The 17,910-nt window shown below is 69.4% G+C and carries 18 protein-coding genes; 1 reads left to right on the top strand and 17 read right to left on the bottom strand.

The window, feature by feature from the left end:
* Positions 1–4 precede the first annotated feature (4 nt).
* The 13 genes from U5817_RS24855 to U5817_RS24795 form a co-directional block, all read right to left on the bottom strand.
* Positions 5–1,660 carry a hypothetical protein gene (locus tag U5817_RS24855; RefSeq protein WP_407279204.1) on the bottom strand — a complete coding sequence of 552 codons (1,656 nt, stop codon included), beginning with the start codon at positions 1,658–1,660 and terminating at the stop codon, positions 5–7.
* Entirely contained in the window at positions 1,654–2,295 is a 642-nt protein-coding gene (locus U5817_RS24850) for a phage baseplate assembly protein V (protein WP_407279203.1), read from the bottom strand. The genes U5817_RS24855 and U5817_RS24850 overlap by 7 nt, the downstream gene beginning before the upstream one ends.
* Complete coding sequence (locus U5817_RS24845) at positions 2,292–3,338, bottom strand: phage late control D family protein (RefSeq protein WP_407279202.1); 1,047 nt, start codon at positions 3,336–3,338, stop codon at positions 2,292–2,294. The genes U5817_RS24850 and U5817_RS24845 overlap by 4 nt, the downstream gene beginning before the upstream one ends.
* 188 nt (positions 3,339–3,526) lie before the next feature.
* Positions 3,527–3,691 carry a hypothetical protein gene (locus U5817_RS24840; RefSeq protein WP_407279201.1) on the bottom strand — a complete coding sequence of 55 codons (165 nt, stop codon included), beginning with the start codon at positions 3,689–3,691 and terminating at the stop codon, positions 3,527–3,529.
* Positions 3,691–4,410 carry a hypothetical protein gene (locus U5817_RS24835; protein ID WP_407279200.1) on the bottom strand — a complete coding sequence of 240 codons (720 nt, stop codon included), beginning with the start codon at positions 4,408–4,410 and terminating at the stop codon, positions 3,691–3,693. Before U5817_RS24835 ends, U5817_RS24840 begins: the two co-directional genes overlap by 1 nt.
* 147 nt (positions 4,411–4,557) lie before the next feature.
* Complete coding sequence (locus U5817_RS24830; RefSeq protein ID WP_169125332.1) at positions 4,558–5,031, bottom strand: phage tail protein; 474 nt, start codon at positions 5,029–5,031, stop codon at positions 4,558–4,560.
* A complete protein-coding gene (locus tag U5817_RS24825; RefSeq protein WP_407279199.1) occupies positions 5,024–6,631 on the bottom strand; it encodes a hypothetical protein in 1,608 nt (535 codons plus the stop codon). The genes U5817_RS24830 and U5817_RS24825 overlap by 8 nt, the downstream gene beginning before the upstream one ends.
* Positions 6,632–6,635: 4 nt before the next feature.
* Positions 6,636–7,094 carry a phage tail protein gene (locus U5817_RS24820; protein WP_018988766.1) on the bottom strand — a complete coding sequence of 153 codons (459 nt, stop codon included), beginning with the start codon at positions 7,092–7,094 and terminating at the stop codon, positions 6,636–6,638.
* Positions 7,095–7,112: 18 nt separating this feature from the next.
* Complete coding sequence (locus U5817_RS24815) at positions 7,113–9,293, bottom strand: phage tail sheath family protein (RefSeq protein ID WP_407279198.1); 2,181 nt, start codon at positions 9,291–9,293, stop codon at positions 7,113–7,115.
* A 44-nt stretch (positions 9,294–9,337) separates the two neighbouring features.
* Positions 9,338–10,114 carry a hypothetical protein gene (locus tag U5817_RS24810; protein ID WP_407279197.1) on the bottom strand — a complete coding sequence of 259 codons (777 nt, stop codon included), beginning with the start codon at positions 10,112–10,114 and terminating at the stop codon, positions 9,338–9,340.
* Positions 10,111–10,707: a DUF4255 domain-containing protein gene (locus U5817_RS24805; protein WP_169125328.1), complete on the bottom strand. Its 597-nt coding sequence runs from the start codon at positions 10,705–10,707 to the stop codon at positions 10,111–10,113. Before U5817_RS24805 ends, U5817_RS24810 begins: the two co-directional genes overlap by 4 nt.
* 415 nt (positions 10,708–11,122) lie before the next feature.
* The gene (locus U5817_RS24800; RefSeq protein ID WP_169125327.1) at positions 11,123–11,845 is read right to left on the bottom strand and encodes a uracil-DNA glycosylase family protein; all 723 of its coding nucleotides are present in this window, start codon (positions 11,843–11,845) and stop codon (positions 11,123–11,125) included.
* 17 nt (positions 11,846–11,862) lie between these two features.
* Positions 11,863–13,131, bottom strand: a complete 1,269-nt coding sequence (locus tag U5817_RS24795; RefSeq protein WP_169125326.1) for an AmpG family muropeptide MFS transporter — start codon at positions 13,129–13,131, stop codon at positions 11,863–11,865.
* A gap of 242 nt (positions 13,132–13,373) precedes the next feature.
* Here U5817_RS24795 and U5817_RS24790 point away from each other — a divergent pair, with 242 nt between their 5' ends.
* On the top strand, positions 13,374–13,691 hold the full coding sequence (locus U5817_RS24790; protein ID WP_169125325.1) for a hypothetical protein: 318 nt from the start codon (positions 13,374–13,376) through the stop codon (positions 13,689–13,691).
* 173 nt (positions 13,692–13,864) lie between these two features.
* Here U5817_RS24790 and metW read toward each other — a convergent pair whose 3' ends face one another.
* The 4 genes from metW to U5817_RS24770 form a co-directional block, all read right to left on the bottom strand.
* Entirely contained in the window at positions 13,865–14,452 is a 588-nt protein-coding gene (gene metW / locus U5817_RS24785) for a methionine biosynthesis protein MetW (RefSeq protein WP_169125324.1), read from the bottom strand.
* Between the two features lie 2 nt (positions 14,453–14,454).
* On the bottom strand, positions 14,455–15,582 hold the full coding sequence (locus U5817_RS24780; RefSeq protein WP_169125323.1) for a homoserine O-acetyltransferase: 1,128 nt from the start codon (positions 15,580–15,582) through the stop codon (positions 14,455–14,457).
* Positions 15,583–15,905: 323 nt separating this feature from the next.
* A complete protein-coding gene (gene ptsP, locus U5817_RS24775; RefSeq protein WP_169125322.1) occupies positions 15,906–17,636 on the bottom strand; it encodes a phosphoenolpyruvate--protein phosphotransferase in 1,731 nt (576 codons plus the stop codon).
* A 4-nt stretch (positions 17,637–17,640) separates the two neighbouring features.
* Complete coding sequence (locus tag U5817_RS24770; protein ID WP_169125321.1) at positions 17,641–17,910, bottom strand: HPr family phosphocarrier protein; 270 nt, start codon at positions 17,908–17,910, stop codon at positions 17,641–17,643.

The following is a 17,910-nucleotide window of genomic DNA, read 5'->3' as shown; positions in this document are numbered from 1 at the left end:
ACCCTTATTTGCCTTTCAGCGCCTTCAGGCACAGCCGCGGCAGCGCGAGGAAGGCCCACGGCAGCCAGCCGAGGAATAGGTTCAGCAGGTTGATCACGACCATCAGCATCAGCATCGCGCACAGCGTGATCGCCGGCAGGCTGAAGCTGAAGCTCCAGCACGCGCCGGAGCGGTTGCCCGGGCCGTCGCCCTTCATGTCGATGCCGGGGCTGATCTTGCGCAGCACGTCGGCGAGCGACTTCGGCGCCAGCATCGCGACGCCGCGCGGCAGCCCGCGCTTGAAGTCGTCGAGCGAGGGCAGGATCACGGTGGTCGGGCGCTGCGCGTCCGGGTCGAACGGCGAGGCGATGCGGAACATGCGGCTCGCCGGGCCCCACGCGACGCGCTCGCAGCCGCAGTCGTCGGCCCAGCGCACGAAGGGGACGGCGACGAAGCGGTCGCCATCGGTCTGGCCGTAGCGCGGTAGCGGCAGGCCGTCGTCGAAGCGCACCTGCGCGCGCGCCGTGCGCAGCGCGACGAGGCTGCGCAGATCCTGCGCCTGTTCTTCGGTGAGAAGCAGGCGGTCGTCACGCGTGCCGCCGAAGCCGTCGGGCAGCGCGACGCTGCCGGCAATCACCTCGCGGCGCACGATGCGCGCGAAGAGCTCGACCAGTGCCGGCGCGCTGCGGTCGAGCCAGGTCAGCACGGTCTCGCCGGATACCTGCACGGGCTGCGGCAGGATGTTGTCCGCGAAGACGCGCCACTCGATGCGGTGGAAGCGCAGCTGCCCGAGCAGGGTGCGCAGGCCGGCGTTGTCGCCGTCCGTCGCATCGTTGGTGCGGAACTGCGCGACCAGCGTCTGCAGCAGTTCGATGAAGCCGACGGTTCCGACGCCGTTGTCCATCACCAACCCGTCATTGTTGTCCCACGCCTTCGCGCCGCGGCTGCCGAGCGGCCAGGCGTGCTCCAGGCCGAAGTCGGGCACCTCGGTGCCGTTCGCCTGCGGCAGCGGCGCATCGGCGATCTCGCGCGCGGAGCCGCCGAGCGGCAGGTAGCCCCACAGCAGCGTGTGGCTGCGTTCGATCCCGCGCGCGTCGCGGCGGCGCACCAGCAGCGGGTGCAAGGGCACGACCTCCTCGCCCGAATAGGGCGGCTCGGGGAAGCGCTGCGGCAAGAGCCCGCGCGCGGTGAGCCGGCGCACGTCGTCGGGGTCGTGATCGGGAATCTCGCCGTTGCGCCAGCCCACCGGTTGGCCGTCCGCGATCATCCAGCGCTGCGGTGTGCCGTCGGCGGGCACGCGGCGCACGACCATCCCCGCGCCGACGATCTTCTTCGGGTCGAAGGCCGGCGCGCCGGGTGCGGCGCACTGCACTTCGGCGCACACGAGGTAGAAGCTGCGGTGCATCGGCAGGCGCAGCGTCGGTTCGTCCTTGAAACGGCCGAAGCGGTCCTCGCGGAACCAGGGCTGCGCGGCGGTGCCAATGAGCCGGCCGGCCTGCGCGTCGTTGAGAAAGCGCGCCACGAAGTCCTCGTCGAGGTAACGGTGTAGCGTGAGGCCGTCGCCGTCGTTGGCGAAGAAGGGGACCACCACGCGCGGTTGGTGCGCGAGCGCCGGCCCAGCGGCCTTGAGGGCACGCATCGGCCGCTCGGCGAGGAGGGCGGTCTCGGTGGTCGTCACCATATGTTCCCCGCCCCCGGCGTGTAGCTCGACGAGATCACCGCGTTGCTGATCAGCGTGTCGCACTGCACGACGCCGGAAAACTTGCTCATGCCGGCATCGACCTTGACCATGCCCGCCGACACCGTGACCTGGGCGGCCTCGATCTTCACGACGCCGGAGCCGGTGACCTTGATATTCCCCGGCGACATCTCGACCTTCTCGCCGCCCTGTTCGATGGTGACCTTGCCGCCGCCCTGGTCGGTGATCGTGAGATGGTTGCCGGCCGGCGTCTCGATCTTCACCTTCGGTTCCTGGTCGTCGAGCAGCACCTTGATGCCGGCCGGGCTCTGCACAAAGTAGCGTTCCTCGACCGGGCGCGCGTCGTCGGGTTGGCTGCTGCCGCCGCTCCACACCGCGCCGAGCACGATCGGCAGGTCGGGGCTGATGAAGGCGACCACGACCTGTTCGCCCTGGCGCGGCAGCAGGCTCACGCCGTAGCCGCTGCCGGCGCTCGGCACCATCACCGCGGCCCACACCTCCAGCCCGGTCGCCGGCAGGCGCAGCTTCACGCGGCCGCGGTTGTCCGGGTCGGCGTTGTCGAGCACGACGCCGAGGTGCAGATCCTGCAGGAGGCCGGGGCTGTGGCGTCCGCTCATGGGTTCCAGTCCGGGCGTTCGACGCGCAGGCGCGTGGACAGCCCCTGCGCGTTGTCGAAGTGATGCCAGCACTCGGCGATGCGGTAGCGCCCGGCGAGCCGCGGCGACACGCCGGCGAGCTCGACCTCGCGCCCGACACCCAGCTCGGGCGTGCCGGTGCAGACGATCTCGCCGTGCAGGAAGCGCTGCGCGTCGCGGCGGAAGGCGCCCTGTGCGAGCGAGTCGGCCTCGGCCTGCGTGCGGGCGAAGGGATGCGGGCGCGGCGAGCGGCCGTCCCAGCCAAGCTCGGCGAGCGTCGCGGCCGCAGTGCGACCCGAAGGCGCCGGCGACAGCGACGCACTGCTGCCGCTCGCGGCGGCGTCGGAGGCGAGGTTGTAGCCGTCCGCGAGCACCTCGCGCGGCTGGCGGTTGAGGTCGGCGATGATGCGGATGCGGCGTGCATTGGTGCCGGCGTCGATGCGCACCGGGTTCGCGTCCGCCTCCTCGGAGCGCGCGCGAAGCCGTCCGCCCTGCATGCGCACGGGGATGTCGTGGGGCCCCAGCACGCGCAGCAGGAAGGCGAGATGGCTCTCGTTGTGCTGCAGCCAGTCCGCGCTGCCGGCTTCGACGCTGACGTCGGCCTGCAGCCCGGCATCGCTGGCGATCTCGCGCACCACGTCGGCGAGCGACTTGTTCTCGAACACCCGGCTCGCGCGGCTGCGGGCGAGCTTGTGCAGCGGATCCTCGGCGAGGATCACGAGCTGCGGCGCGCCATCGCCGTAGCGCTCCTCGAAGGCGGTGATGTCGCCGGAGAACACCGCGCTCTCCGCCGTCTCGCCGAGCAGGAACTCGATGCGGCTGCCCAGACGCAGGTCGAGGAAGGGATAGCCCGGCTCGCCACCACTGGCCGGCCCCCAGTTGATCACCCGCAGCTCCGCGCTCGCCATGCCGCTCGCCGGCAGATGCACCGACAGCGCGGCCGCCGCCTCGCCCAGCGCGGGGCGGTCGCTGCCATCCACGCGCATGCGTGGCCGGGCGCTGACGAGGGCGGGATTAGCGGGCATCCCTGACGTCCTCCCTGCCGCGGCCGCAGCAACGTTCGCAATCGTTCGCGGACGCACGGACTCGTAGGGCGGGAGCAGCGCAGCGTATCCCGCCATGCGGCGATCGGGCAGCCTTCGGTGCTGGGATCGGCGGGATACGCGTTGCTCCTCCCGCCCTACACCGGCTCGCACGCTTCAGCGCCGGGAACTCAGTCGATGGCAAGGCGCGCCTCCCGTTCGCGGACGACGGTGAGCAGATCGAGCAGCGTCTCGCCCGGCTTTCCCTCGGGCGGGCGCGGCTCGGCGCCGGCGGTCTGCGCCGGGTTGGGTTCGGGCTGCACTTCGGCGACGAGTTCGTCGATGATCACGGGCATCAGCGGCCTCCGGTCGGGATCAGCAGGGTGCCCAGCGCGGTGAAGCGCGGGTTGTCGAGGCCGTTCAGGGCGGCGATGCCGCGCCAGTCGCGCGGGTTCTGGCCCGCGGCCTGGGCCGCGCTGGCAGCGTTCTGGCCCTCGCCGCCGGGCGCGAAGGCGGGCATCGGGCGTTCGGCGGCCTGCACCGAGGGGTCGAGCGCGAACTGGTAGCGGTCCTCCTTGAAGGTCAGCGCGAGGGTCGCGCGCAGCGGGATGCCCTCGGGGGCGAAGAAGTCCAGCGTCTCCGAGTAGCTCGACAGCATCCCGGTGAACTGGAAGCTGCCCCACTGGAAACGGCAGCGCTTGGGCGCCTTCGGCTTTTTCGACTCGGCATCCTGCGGCTTCATGAAGGCTTCGGCGATGCGCTTCGTCAGCGTGCGCACGTCGGTGTTCGCGGCGAGCGTCTCGCGGTCCTCGCGGCTGTCCGAGCCCAGTTTCGCGGCGATGCTGGTGTCGAACACCAGCTCCACCGCAAGCGTCGATTCGCTCTTGTCGATGAACTGCGCCGCCGCCCCGCTGCCCCCGCTGCCGCCCTTGTTGTCGGCCTTCAGCGTGTTGGCGAGCGTCACGCGCAGGGTGGCCGGGTTGAACTGCACGTCGATGTGCTTCGACTCGTCGGTCTCGACCTGATCCCCGTTCATCGGGATCAGCTTGGCGCGGGCGATCTGAAGGGCGGGCATGGTTGTCGTCCTCAGAGCCCTTGAATAAACCTACTGCGCGCACCGATTGCTGCGTTGCTCACTCGCTCACTCCTCGCCTATCTGTTCGATATGTCTCGTCGTTCGCTCAATCGCGCCTTGCACTCGGCGCTGCTCGCTACGGTTTCTTCAAGGGCTCGAGCCGCGTTCCAGTTCCAGCCCTTCATGCACCAGCTGCAACTCCTCGATCGCGACCTGACTGGCGGTCGAGGAGAGGTCCGGTCCCTTGAACTTGGTCGGCAGCGCGTTCGTGATGCGCCAGCGCAGCAGTGGCTTGTCCGGATCCTCCGGGTGGAAGACGTCGATCGTTCCGCTCACGCGCAGCGCATAGTTCGATTGGCGCGTGCTCATGTCGAACCACTGCCACAGGTCGGCAAGCTCGGTGATGCCGCGCTTGAGGATGACCGGCGCGAAGGTCGTCGGCCCCGAAAGCTGCACCTCGCCCCAGTTGCGCCCGCCTTCCTTCAGCGCCTTGGGCGCCATCGTCGCCTCCAGCCCCGACACCTCGCTGAAGGCGCCGCGGCACAGCAGGTTGCCGCCCGCGCCGTCGTACAGCGCGACGCGGAAGCGGAAGGGGATGAACTCGCGTGGCGCGTCAGCCATCGACGGCCTCGATGCGGGTGTCCGTCACGGCGGCGTGGCGGTCGTGCAGGAAGGTCAGGCGCAGCCGGTCGATCGGGTAGGCCGGCGCGATCTCGATCTCGAACGCGATCGTCGACTCGGCCGACGGAATCGCGCGGATGCGGTAGGCGCTCTCGGGCCGCGCACCGCGCAGTGCCCCCGCCTCGTGCAGGCGTTCGAAGAAGGCGCGCAGCGCGAGCTCCGGGCGCGGATCGCGCGGATCGGTGTCGAACAGCAGCTGCTCGCCCAGTGCCTGCAGTCCGCGCCGCAGCCAGCCCATGAAGCGCATCACCTCCGCCGAACGCCAGTGCTCCTGCGCGCGCTGCGCGGCCGTCATGCGGCGCAGGTCCGCGGCCGGCAGGCAGGGCGCGCACAGCGCCTCGTCATCCACCTGCAGCTTGCCTGCGCGGGTGAGCAGCACCGTCACGCCGGGCGCCTCGCGCAGCGCGGTGGCCTGCTGCTGCGTCACCGGCGGCCACGGCAGCGCCGTGCCGGGCAGCGGGCGACCGGCGATCGAGCGCCATACGCCGTGGCGTTGCGACACGCGCGCCTGCATGCCGGCGACCAGCCCGCAGGGCGAGGCGAGCGGGTTCTCCTCGCTGCGCAGGTAGGGCCATAGCAGCTGCAGGTGGCGCAGCTTGTCGGCGAGCTCGGTGTGCGGGGAAACCGCTGCCCCGCCGCCGGCTTCGCTGCCAATCTCGCCCGCGATGCGCGCGAGATGGTCGAGGAAATCGCGCGCGGGTGCCGGCAGTTCGTCGCGCGGGCGCTGATCCAGCGGCAGCGTCAGCAGGCACTGCATGTCCGGGCGCAGGCGCGCCAGCGTGCGGATGATCGGCGGCACGATGTCGATCGGATCGACGGTCGCTTCCGCGCCAAGCATCTCGCTCGAATGACGGCGCTCGCGATGCGTGTCGTCGATCTCGGTGCCGCAGGGCAGGAACACCGGTTCCGGATTGTCGAGGCGCACGCGCGGGATGTCTGGCAGCGCGCGCGGCACCAGCAGGCGTTCGAGGTCGGGCAGCGCGAGGATGCCGGCGCGCTCGATCAGCAGCGCGCGCTCGAAGGCGCCCAGCGCCGAGGGTTCGATCAGGCTCGTGTTCGGCTGCGGCAGGAAGGCGCGCACGCCCTCGGATTCGGGCACGCGGATGATCCACAGCGTGCGCGTGTCGCCGAAGCCGCGCTCCGCGCCGGCGAAGAAGTCCTGCACCGCCGCCGGCAACCACGCCGCGCGCCCCGCGAGCGCGCTGCGGTAGGCGCCGTCGGTGTCGAAGGCCTGCGGGAACAGCGCCTGGAAGTAGCCCAGCGAGCGGATCGGGATCGGCAGCCGGTACAGCGCGAACAGCGCGCCGTCGCCGGGTTCGGCCTCGATCGCGCCCTCGTCCAGCGCGCGCAGGCGCTCGACCTCGGCCGTGAAGCCGAGCGCCGCGATGTCCGCGAGCACCGCGAGGTCGCGCGCCAGTCGCTTCCACTCGGCGCTGCCGTCGAAGGACGGGCAGTGGCCGATCATCACGACCTCGACCGGCGCGAGCCGCCGCGAGGCGGGGCGCGCGTCCAGTTCGATGCGCTTGTCGGCGAGCAGCACGGGCTTACTCCTGCTCGATCGTCTCGACGGAGAGCACCAGCTCCTCGATCGCGACGTCGCCGCCGCCCTTCGCGGTGAGCGTCGGCCCGGTCCACTTGATCGGCATCGCGCCGCGCAGCTTCCAGCTCACGACGGTGTCGGCGCGGTCCTCGGACTGCAGCTTCACGACGATGTCGCGCTTGGCCTCCGAGATCTTGCCGGTGCGCCCCTTCTCCAGCCACTCGTAGAGGTTCTGCGCGCCGATCACGCCGCGCTTGAGCGTGACGTCGCCCGCCTTGTGGATGCCCGGCACCTTGCGCACATAGTTCACGCGGTCGTTGCCGGCGCGGTACTCGGCGACCGTGACCTCGGCATTGAGCCCCGACACCTCGGAGAAGCCCGCCTGAACCTCGCTGCCCTGGCCGGGTTCGAGGTCGACCAGGAAGTTGAACGCCGAATAGGGTGTTTCACGAAAAACGGCCATGACTGTCTCTCCTCAGTTTCAGGCGTCGGCAGTCTTCTGGCCGATGCGGAAGATCACGAACTCGGCGGGTTTCAGCGCCGCCACGCCCACCAGGCACACCATGCGGCCGTTGTCGATGTCGTTCTGCGTCATCGTCGAGCGGTCGCAGCGTACGAAGTAGGCCTCCTTCGGCGTGCCGCCCAAGAGGCGCCCGTTGCGCCACTCGTTGAACAGGAAGTCCTCCACGCTCGAGCGGATGTTGGCCCACAGCGCCTCGCCGTTCGGCTCGAACACCGCCCACTGCGTGGATTTCTCGATCGAGCGCTCGAGGTACAGGAAGTAGCGCCGCACGTTCACGTACTTCCACTCGGGGTCGCTCGAGAGCGTGCGCCCGCCCCACACCCGGTGGCCGCGGCCGGCGAAGGAGCGCAGGCAGTTGATGCCGTTGGGGTTGAGCAGCTCCTGCTGGAAGGCGTTGATCTGCTGCTCGAAGCGCAGCGCCCCCATCACGATCTCGTTCGCCGGCGCCTTGTGTACGCCGCGATCGACGTCGGTGCGCGCATACACGCCGGCGATGAAGCCCGCCGGCGGCACGGTGATGTCGCGCCGGGAGCCGGTCGGGTCGGGGATCACCACCCACGGGTGGTACAGCGCCAGGCGCGAATCGTCGAAGTTGCCGGCGAAGGCCCGCACCTCGCTGATGCTCTGCCCCGAGCGCGCATCGACGACGCCGACGCGGTAACGCATGCGGCGGCAGTGCTTCTGCACCTCCATCACCACCGCCTTGTGCCGGTCCTCGTCGGAAGCTGCAGCGGCGGGCGTCATCACGATGGACACGTCCTCGACCATCTCCAGCGCCTTCAGGCCGGTGCTCCCCTTCACCTCGTCGGTCTCGCCGGCGTAGTCGATCGCTTCGGGCTCGCCGCCGTCGCTGCCGTTTGCGAGCGCGATGAGATAGCGCGGCTCGTCGAGCGAACTCGCGCCGGGGTTCAGTGCGCCCGCGTCGCAAATCGAGATCAGCGCGGTCTGGATCGCATCGCCCGTCACGCCGTCGCCGAGCACGCAGGCGACCGGTGAGCTCAGCGCCTCGGCGCGGCGATCAGGATTGGCCGGCAGCAGCGCGGCGAGGCTGCTCGGGCCGTCCGGCGCGGTCGTGAGGCCGGCATAGGTGCGGATCACCTCGCCGTCCTTCCCGCCGTTGCGCACGTCGAGGTCGAAGCTGCGCAGCACGATCATCGCCTTCGCCGCGCCCGGCGCCGCGGCGAGCGCCGCGAGGGGTAGCGTGATCGGATTCGCGACGCCCGGATTGAGCGTCGTGTTGCCGGTGACCGTGAAGGTCTCGCCCGCTGCGTCCAGCGTGCCGCGCAGCACCTTGAGGTCGCCCCAATCGAGGCCCCCGGTGAAGGCGGCGATGTTCGTCACGTCGGCGAGCTGCAGTTCGGCGGAGGTGCCCGCGGCGAGCGGGCCGGACGCCGGCGCGCGGGCGAAGATGCGGGTGAGCCTGGCGTCGGCCGGCAGGTTTGCGGCGACCAGCGCGGTGAGTTCTGCGGCGGGGACCGCTGCCGGATTGTCCGGATCGGCCATCGACACGATCTCGGCGCGGTTGCTCTGGATCGCGAGGTTCGCGCCGTCGAGCTTCACCACCGCACGGACATCGACCGGGAAGTCCCCGTCGGCGATCGCGCCGGTGGCCTTCGCGGCGAGCGCCACGCCGGTCGCCTCGAGGAAGTACAGGTGGTCCGCGCTGGCCGTCTTGGGCGTCTCGCTGCGCAGCAGGTTCTCGCTGTCGCGCCAGCGCAGCTCCAGTGTGTATTCGCCCATCTTGCCGGGGAAGCGGCTGAAGAACTTCACCGTGTTGCCTGCGTCGCCCTTGACCGCCGCGTTGGGCCACACCCCGTCCGCGTCGGCGGCGAGCGCGTTGATGCCCTTCACGACGCGCGCGACGAAGAGCTGCTTGCCGCCGTTGTCGAAGAAGGCGCGCGCCGCGTGCGCCGTATGGTTGAGCACCGTCGCCCCGCCCGCGCCGATCGCCAGGTCCTGCGCGTCGCCGAAGATGCGCTCGAAGTCGGCGTAGCTCGTCAGCACCTCGGGTACGCCGCGCAGCGGGCCGGTGCGGGTCGGGCCCACCAGCGCAGCGACGCTGGTCCCGACGCCCTCGATCGACTTGTTGCGGAAACTCGTCTCCTCGACGAAGACGCCTGGGGCAAGGTACTCGGGCATGTCGCTTCTCCTTCGGTGCCTATGGGGCTCTTGAAAGCAGCGGTTCAGGAAAACTGCAGGACGAGGGCATCCCGTCCGGGGCTCGCCAGGGTGGCGATGCGCCCCGGCGCAATGTCCACCGTGATCTGGGTCTTGAATGCGGCATTGCCGCTGCCGGTGCCGCGCACGCGCGCCGCCGGCAGGGCGTCCGGGTCGGTGCCGTCGGCGGCGGCGCGCACCGTGAGCACCCCGGGGTAGGTCGTCGCCGGGGCATCCTTGGTGAGTGCCGGCAGCCGTTCCAGCGACAGCCGGAATTCGCCGTGGGCATCGCTCTGGGCGACGAAATCGAAGGGTGTTGCGAGTGGCGGCGTCACCCGCAGCGCCAGCAGCGCCCAGGGCACGGGCGAGCCGTCCTCGAGCGTCGTGCGGCCGGTCAGCCCGCCGGCGCGGCCGAAGCGCGTGCCCAACGGCGAACGAAACAGGCGCAGCGCGTGTTCCGCGCGGCGGCCGGCGGAAAGCGCGAAGCGGCGCGGCAGGAAGTGGCCGGCCGGGTCGAGCACCTCGCCCGCCACGGCATACAAGGGCTCATCGGCCTCCATTGGCACCGCGAGGTCAGCGGGGCTCGCGGCGCCGTCGATCACGCGCCGCAGTTCGGCCGGAACCTTGCGCCACAGGATCGTGCCCGCGGTCTTGTGGACCAGTTCGAGATCTGACGGCGGATTGTCCAGCCGGATCCGCAGGTTCTGCGCCGGCACGGGCCGCCTCGCTCCCCCCTGCACGCCGCTCGCGTCCACCCACGCGATGAAGTCGCTGGCATGCAGGACGAGGGTCTCGACGATCACTGCGCGCCTCCGCTGCGCTCGTCCATCGGGAACACCAGGGTCCTGACCGCCGGCCCTTCGTCACGGTCGATGTCCGGGGCGAGGCGCACCGTCTTGATCAGGTAGGGCGCCGACAGGCGGTAGTCGCCCGGCAGGCTGTCCCACAGGCGCATCAGGTCCTCGGTGCTCATCTCCTCCGGCAGCACCTGCACCACGTCCTCGCGGCCCCAGTCCGGATCGGCGAGGCTCATGTCCGCGCTCTCGAGCATGAAGCCGCCGCCGAGGATCTGGATCGCCGCGGCGAGGTATTCGATTTCCTGGTCGGTGTGCGTGCACCACGCGATCAGCAGCAGGTGCAGGTTGACCGGCAGCTCGGGGCGCGGCTGGGTGCGCCCGGGCAGCGGTGACAGATGGCGATTACGGCTGAAAGGGTCGACCGAGACGCGGTGAAGGTAGATGCCGAGCGTGTCGGTGTTGGCCTGCGGCTTGCCGGCGAGCGTCTGCGAACCAAGGATCTCGACCTGGGGATTGCCGCCCAGCCGCGCCGCCATGCGGATCGCAAGGCGCTCGCGCAATGCCTGCAGGACCGACAGAATGCCGAGATGCGACGCCACCGTATCCTCCCCCTCTGAAGCGTGAGCTTGCGAGACAGCGTTGCGACGGACCGTTCGTGGACCCTATGAAATCTGGGTCTTCTTGCGAACGGGTTATCAAAATGTCACAGCGTCACGAGCGGGCGCAAACCGGAGATGCAACAAGAAATTGCAGCTAACCGTTGCGTATGGAGGGATATACCGTACGTGCAGTAGGGGTTTGTTACGGGCGTTGCGGTAGGGGTGACGAGGCCCGCACTCATGCGCGAAGGGCGCGGAAATCGTCGCTTTCCTCCGTCCGTGCCTTCCGCGACGCGTCGGTCCGGCGCGCCTGTGGGAGCGGCTTCAGCCGCGAATCAACCGTGCGGGGCTCTCCTGCCGCCGATTCGCGGCTGAAGCCGCTCCCACGGGAAAGCCCGCGCGCCGACTATCCCTGTTACCAGATTCCCAGGTCGGCGAGCTGCCGGCTCGCGGCCTCGGACCAGCCGCGGTTCGCCGCCGGGCTCGCGGGGCTGGGGTGCAGCACGCGCCCGATGCGCGGCCCGCGTCCGTCCAGGGCCGCGGCCGCGCGCGCTTCCGCCCAGGCGCCGACGCCGATCACCCAGTCCGGCGCGAGCGCGTCGATCATGCGGCGCAAGTGCTCGTCGCAGGCCGCCAGCAGCGGTTGCGATTCGGCTGCCGGCAGCTTGTCCGGCGTCACGTTGCGCCCGCCGTCGAAAAAGGCCAGCGGGCAATAGTTGGCGACGAAATGCTCGGCGAAGAAGGCCTCGGCAGTGCCGAAGCGCTCGCGGAACAGGCCCCACAGGCGCCGTCCGCTCACTTCCGAGCGCGCGCAGTCGAAACCTTCGACTGGCCGCTTGGGATTCTCCACCGCCGGCTTGCCGACCGGCCCCGCGAGGCCCAGCCAGTCGCGCACCGTGTCGATCTCGCCGAAGGGCACGCCGGTCTGCGCCATGCCGAAGGGGCCCGGGTTCATGCCGAGGAAGACGATGCGTTTCCTGCCCGCCGCATAACGGCGCAGGTAGTCCTCGTGGATCGCCCACGCATAGTCGAGCGGGTTGTACACGTGGCTCACCGGCGCGGCGAAGCGCATCGCATCCAGGGTGCCCGACAGCGCGCGCGCCGCGGCGATCAGGGAATCGGCAGTAGTCGTGGTCATCATTGCGGAGTGAAGGTTCAGGCGCGTCCGGGCGCCGCCGCGATCGCCTTGGCCTCGCCGTTCCACGGCGCGACGCGGATCAGCAGCAGCATCCCCGGAATCGCGAGGAAGAAGCACAGCCAGAAGAACTCGTACCAGCCCATGCGCTCGACCAGCCAGCCGGCCGAGGCGTTGATGAAGGTGCGCGGCACCGCCATCAGGCTCGTGAACAGCGCGAGCTGGGTCGCCGTGTACGCGGGGTGCGTCGTGCGCGCCATGTAGGCGACGAAGGCCGTCGTGCCCAGGCCCACGCCGGCGGCCTCGGCCGAGATCACGATCGCCAGCGCCGTGAGGCGCGTCGCGTCGGAGGGCGCCGGCCCGATCCACGCGAGCCACACGAAGCCCAGGATGCTCACCACCTGCACGACGCCGAACAGCCACAGCGCGCGGTTGATGCCCAGTTTCAGCATCCAGATGCCGCCGAGGATGCCGCCGATCACCGAGGGCCACAGGCCCGCGTTCTTCGCGATCAGGCCGATCTCGGTCTTGGTGAAGCCCATGTCGAGGTAGAAGGGCGTCGCCAGCGCGGTGCACAGCGAATCGCCGAGCTTGTAGAAGAAGATGAAGCTCAGCACCAGCAGCGCCGAGTGCAGGCCGTGGCGGCCGAAGAATTCGCGGAAGGGTTCGACCACCGCGTCGCGCAGCGTGCGCGGCGCCCCGGCCGCGATTGCGGGCTCCTTCGCCAGCAGCGTCATCGCCACCCCCGGCAGCATGAACAGCGCCGTGATCGCGAACACCTCGCTCCACGGCAGGCGGTCGGCGAGGATCAGCGACAGCGAGCCCGGCACCAGGCCCGCGACGCGGTACGCATTGACGTGGATCGCGTTGCCCAGCCCCAGCTCCAGTTCGGGCAGGATCTCGCGCCGGAAGGCATCGAGCACGATGTCCTGCGTCGCCGACAGGAAGGCCAGCGCCGCCGTCAGCGCGACCACCAGCGTCAGGTTCTCGGTCGGCGACAGCTGCCCGAGCCACGCAATGGCACCGACCAGCCCCAGCTGCGACACCAGCATCCAGCTGCGCCGCCGTCCCAGCCACGGCAGGATGCCGAAGCGGTCCAGCAGCGGCGCCCACACGAACTTCCAGGTGTAGGGGAACTGGATCAGCGCGAAGGCCCCGATCGCCTTCAGCGACAGCCCCTCCGTCTTTAGCCAGGCCGGCACCAGGTTCAGCAGCAGGTACAGCGGCAGGCCCGAGGAGAAGCCGGTGAAGATGCAGATCAGCATCCGGCGGTTGAGCAGGGCATCCATCCAGGCAGGACGGGACGATCTCGGGCCGGCGGGGGGCGGAGCGGAGGAAATGGGCGACACGGGAGGCTTTCGGCGAGGGATCGGCGCATTATCCCAGATTGCCGCAACGCGCGCCGGGGCCGCAGCAGCGGCTTACATTCCGGCCCCGCGGGGCCGCGTGCCGGCGCGGGCTTGCCTGCCTGCCCGACTCGCCCGAGAATGCACGTTCAACGCATAAACACCAAAAAGGAGAGGAGAGAGGGATGACGCAACATATCACCGTGGTTTTCGGCACCGAGCGCGAATACGAGACGATCGTGTCCGACGCGGACGCCGCCGGTCTCGCGAAGGACCAGGCGCGCACCTGGCTGTCGGGCGAGTTCGAGCGGCTCGAATGCACGCCGTCGAACCCGATGGGCAAGATCCTCGTGCTCGACATGATCCTCAACGTCGCCAAATACGGCGGCGAGGAGCGCTTCAAGCAGGGCGGAGACTGGGCGAAGCAGTTCGCCGTCGCCACCGCCGTCGCGCTGGGCCGTCCGACCGTACGGGTCGACGTCCCGAACTTCGTCGTCGGCTGAAAAGCACCCCGGCCCTGGCCGGGGCCCGCATTGTGGGAGCGGCTTCAGCCGCGAATGGGCGCCGCCGCACCCTGCACGGCCAATTCGCGGCTGAAGCCGCTCCCACAGAAAAACTCCGAAGCTGTTCCCACAAACAAACCCCGGGGCCGCTCCTGCAGGGGAAAGCAGCGCCCTCAGCCCGCGCGGCCGAGCCGGTACACCGCGACGCTGGCGAGGAAGTTCGGCTCGTCCAGAATCAGCTTGCCCTCGTCGAAGGCCAGCCGCTCGCGCACCGCGATGCCGTTCATCTCGCACAGCGCATCGAAGTCCGAGATCGTGAAGAAGCGCACGTTGGGCGTGTTGAACCACTGGTGCGGCAGGCTCTCCGACACGGGCATGCGGCCGTTGAGGATGCTCTGGCGATGACGCCAGTAGCCGAAGTTCGGGAAGCTCACCACCGCCTCGCGCGCCACGCGCAGCATCTCCACGAGGATGCCCTGCGTGTTGTGCATCGCCTGCAGCGACAGGCTCATGATCACGTGGTCGAAGAAGCCGTCCTCGATCCCGGCGAGCCCCTTCTCCATGTCCATCTGGATCACGTTGACGCCGTTCCTCGTGCATGCGAGCAGCTTGTCCGGGTCATTCTCGACGCCGTAACCCTGCACTTGGCGCACCTCCGCGAGATGCTTGAGCAGGCTGCCGTCGCCGCAGCCGAGGTCGAGCACCTTCTCCCCCGGCGCGATCCACTGGGTGATGACTTCGTAGTCGTAACGGTAGGACATGGCTAAACCTTGATGCGGTCGAAGTAGGCGGTGAGCAGCGCGTGGTACTGCGCTTCGTCGAGCAGGAAGGAATCGTGCCCGGCGTCGCTCTCGATCTCCGCGTAGCTGACGTTGCGCTGGTTGTGCAGCAGCGCATAGACGATCTCTCGGCTCCGCGCGGGCGAGAAGCGCCAGTCGGTGCTGAAGGACACGACCAGGAAATCCGCCGTCGCGCGCGCCAGCGCCGCCGGCAGGTTGCCGCCGTGCTCGAAGGCCGGATCGAAATAGTCCAGCGCCTTGGTCGCCAGCAGGTAGGTGTTGGCGTCGAAGAAGCCCGCGAACTTGTCGCCCTGGTAGCGCAGGTAGGACTCGATCTCGAACTCCACGTCGTAGCTGTAGATCGCCTTGCCGTGGCGCAGGCTGCGGCCGAACTTGTCGCCCATCGCGTCATCGGAAAGATAGGTGATGTGGCCGACCATGCGCGCGAGCTTGAGGCCGCGCGTCGGCACCACGCCATGCGCGTAGTAGTGGCCGCCGTGGAACTCCGGGTCGGACAGGATCGCCTGGCGCGCGACCTCGTTGAAGGCGATGTTCTGCGCCGTGAGCTTGGGCGCCGACGCGATCACCACGGCGTTCGCGACGCGTTCCGGGTATTGCAGCGTCCACGACAGCGCCTGCATGCCGCCCAGGCTGCCGCCGACGATCGCCGCGAAGCGCGTGATGCCGAGCCGGTCGGCGAGCCGTGCCTGCGCCTCGACCCAGTCCTCCACCGTCACGAAGGGGAAATCCGCGCCCCAGGGCTCGCCGGTGGCCGGGTTGATCGACATCGGCCCGGTCGAGCCGTGGCAGCCGCCGAGGTTGTTCACCCCGATGACGAAGAACTTGCGCGTGTCGAGCGGTTTGCCGGGGCCGACGAGGTTGTCCCACCAGCCGATGTTCTTAGGCGCGTCGGCATAGTGGCCGGCGACATGGTGCGAGCCGGACAGCGCGTGACACACGAGCACCGCGTTGCTGCGGTCCGCGTTCAGTTCGCCATAGGTCTCGTAGACCAGCTCGTATTCGGGCAGCGTGCCCCCGCTGCGCAGCGGCAGCGGGTCGGTGAACCGCGCCCGCTGCGGGACGACGACTCCGACGGATTGGGGTTGGATCATGGTCGTGTTCTTGTAAACGAAAAAACCCAGCCGGCTGCGAAACGCGGACTGGGTCGTCCTCGCTTTAGCCGGATTTATTGAGCGCCCGCAAGCTGTGGTTCAAATCGGCGCTAAGGCACAAAAATTAGCGTGCGCGGGATCAATTGTCAAACGCCCGCGTACTGTGGGAGTTTCCTGTGGGAGCGGCTTCAGCCGCGAATGGGCGGATCACTCCGCAATACCGCTGCTTCGCGGCTGAAGCCGCTCCCACACGAAGCCGCTCCCACACGAAGCCGCTCCCACACGAAGCCGCTCCCACACGAAGCCGCTCCCACGGCCACGCCTCACCCCGCCAACCGCATCACCGCATCCCGCACCTTCGCCTGCTCGTCCATCTTGAGGATGCGCTGCACGCGCGGCGCCAGCTCATTGAGGTCGGCGCGCAGCACCTGCTGCTTGATCTCGAGGATGTGGCCGGGGTGCATCGAGAAGTTGCGCAGTCCCATGCCCAAGAGCAGCAGCGTGTAGGCCGGGTCGCCCGCCATCTCGCCGCACACCGACACCGGCAGGCCGAAGCGCGCGCCCGCCTGGATCGTGCCGGCGATCAGCTTCAGCACCGCCGGGTGCAGCGGGTCGTACAGATGCACGACCGCCTCGTCGGAGCGGTCGATCGCCAGCGTGTACTGGATCAGGTCGTTGGTGCCGATCGACAGGAAGGACAGGCGGCGGATGAACATCCCCAGCGCCAGCGCCGCCGCCGGCACCTCGATCATCCCGCCGATCTCGACGCGTGGATCGTACTTCAGCCCCTCCGCGTCGAGCTCCGCCTTGGCCTTCGCGATCAGCTGCAGCGACTGGTCGATCTCGTGCGCGTGCGCGAGCATCGGGATCATGATGCGCAGCTTGCCATGCACCGAGGCGCGCAGCAGCGCGCGCAGCTGCGTCAGGAACATTTGCGGTTCGGCCAGGGAGTAGCGGATCGCGCGCAGCCCCAAGGCCGGATTCGGCTCGAAGCGCGCACTGACGCCGTTCAGCGCCTTGTCGGCGCCAACGTCGAAGGTGCGGATCGTCACCGGCTTGCCCGCCAGCGACTTCAGCACCGTGCGATACGCCTCGTACTGCTCGTCCTCGTCGGGCAGCGAGTCGCGGCCGATGAACAGGAACTCGGTGCGGTACAGGCCCACGCCGTCGGCATTGACCGCCTTCACCTGGTTGAGGTCCTTGGGCCCCTCGATGTTCGCCAGCATCTTGACGTCCTCGCCGTCGAGGGTCGTCGCGGGCGTGTCCTTCAGGCGGTTGAGCTTCGAGCGTTCCAGCTCCAGCTCGCTGCGGCGCAGGCGGTATTCCTCGACGATGCGCTCGTCGGGCGCAACGATCACGACCCCGCGCGTGCCGTCGATGATCAGCAGCTCGTCCTCCTCGACGAGCTGGCGGATGTGGTGCAGGCCCACGACCGCCGGGATGCGCAGGCTGCGCGCGACGATCGCCGTGTGGCTGGTCGGGCCGCCGACGTCGGTGACGAAGCCGCCGATGTTGTGATCGCGGAATCCGATGGTGTCGGCCGGCGACAGGTCGTGCGCGACGATGATCGTGCCCAGCCCGTCGCGACGCTTCGGCGGCAGGTGTCCGGGGTGGCCCAGCAGCACCTTCACGATGCGCTCGATCACCTGCACGACGTCGGCCTTGCGCTCGCGCAGGTAGGGGTCCTCGATCTGCTCGAACTGCTCGACCACCATCTCCATCTGCTGCACCAGTGCCCATTCGGCGTTGCAGCGACGTTCGGCGATCAGCGTGCGCGCGCCGTCGATCAGCATCGGGTCGCCCAGCATCATCAGCTGCAGGTCGACGAAGGCGCCGACCTCGCTGTGCGGCTGGCCGGCCGTGGCTGCAGCCTTCAGCCCCACCAGCTCGCCCTGCACGGTCGCCACCGCCTCGTTCAGGCGCTCCACCTCCTCGGGCAGGTACTTCGCCGCGACGTGGTAGTGGTTCACCTCCAGCATCGCGTGCGACACCAGATGCACGTGGCCGATCGCGATGCCCTGCGAGACGGGGAGCCCGTGGATGGTGAAGGGCATCGGCTTATTCCCCTTCGCCGAAGCGGTCCGCGATCAGGCCGAGGATCGCCTCCAGCGCCTTGTCCTCGTCCTGGCCTGCGGTCTCGACCGCGATCGTCGCGCCGCGCGCGGCGGCGAGCATCATGACGCCCATGATGCTCTTGGCGTTCACGCGACGCCCGTTGCGCTCGAGCCAGATGTCGGCCCCGAAGCTGCTTGCGAGCTGCGTCAGTTTTGCCGACGCACGTGCATGCAGGCCCAGCTTGTTGATGATTTCGACTTCCGCTCTCGGCAT

It is taken from the genome of Aromatoleum evansii, from assembly GCF_045689615.1.
Lineage (GTDB): Bacteria > Pseudomonadota > Gammaproteobacteria > Burkholderiales > Rhodocyclaceae > Aromatoleum > Aromatoleum evansii.
Note: the sequence above shows the minus strand (reverse complement) of the source record. Positions and strands in the feature narration are given on the sequence as shown.

What these genes read in the sequence shown, in the direction of transcription:
- U5817_RS24855 (WP_407279204.1), bottom strand. Translation starts at nt 1,660, where the DNA reads ATGGTGACGACCACCGAGACCGCCCTCCTCGCCGAGCGGCCGATGCGT.
- U5817_RS24850 (WP_407279203.1), bottom strand. Translation starts at nt 2,295, where the DNA reads ATGAGCGGACGCCACAGCCCCGGCCTCCTGCAGGATCTGCACCTCGGC.
- U5817_RS24845 (WP_407279202.1), bottom strand. Translation starts at nt 3,338, where the DNA reads ATGCCCGCTAATCCCGCCCTCGTCAGCGCCCGGCCACGCATGCGCGTG.
- U5817_RS24840 (WP_407279201.1), bottom strand. Translation starts at nt 3,691, where the DNA reads ATGCCCGTGATCATCGACGAACTCGTCGCCGAAGTGCAGCCCGAACCC.
- U5817_RS24835 (WP_407279200.1), bottom strand. Translation starts at nt 4,410, where the DNA reads ATGCCCGCCCTTCAGATCGCCCGCGCCAAGCTGATCCCGATGAACGGG.
- U5817_RS24830 (WP_169125332.1), bottom strand. Translation starts at nt 5,031, where the DNA reads ATGGCTGACGCGCCACGCGAGTTCATCCCCTTCCGCTTCCGCGTCGCG.
- U5817_RS24820 (WP_018988766.1), bottom strand. Translation starts at nt 7,094, where the DNA reads ATGGCCGTTTTTCGTGAAACACCCTATTCGGCGTTCAACTTCCTGGTC.
- U5817_RS24815 (WP_407279198.1), bottom strand. Translation starts at nt 9,293, where the DNA reads ATGCCCGAGTACCTTGCCCCAGGCGTCTTCGTCGAGGAGACGAGTTTC.
- U5817_RS24800 (WP_169125327.1), bottom strand. Translation starts at nt 11,845, where the DNA reads ATGACCACGACTACTGCCGATTCCCTGATCGCCGCGGCGCGCGCGCTG.
- U5817_RS24795 (WP_169125326.1), bottom strand. Translation starts at nt 13,131, where the DNA reads ATGGATGCCCTGCTCAACCGCCGGATGCTGATCTGCATCTTCACCGGC.
- U5817_RS24790 (WP_169125325.1), top strand. Translation starts at nt 13,374, where the DNA reads ATGACGCAACATATCACCGTGGTTTTCGGCACCGAGCGCGAATACGAG.
- metW (WP_169125324.1), bottom strand. Translation starts at nt 14,452, where the DNA reads ATGTCCTACCGTTACGACTACGAAGTCATCACCCAGTGGATCGCGCCG.
- U5817_RS24780 (WP_169125323.1), bottom strand. Translation starts at nt 15,582, where the DNA reads ATGATCCAACCCCAATCCGTCGGAGTCGTCGTCCCGCAGCGGGCGCGG.
- ptsP (WP_169125322.1), bottom strand. Translation starts at nt 17,636, where the DNA reads ATGCCCTTCACCATCCACGGGCTCCCCGTCTCGCAGGGCATCGCGATC.
- U5817_RS24770 (WP_169125321.1), bottom strand. Translation starts at nt 17,910, where the DNA reads ATGCCGAGAGCGGAAGTCGAAATCATCAACAAGCTGGGCCTGCATGCA.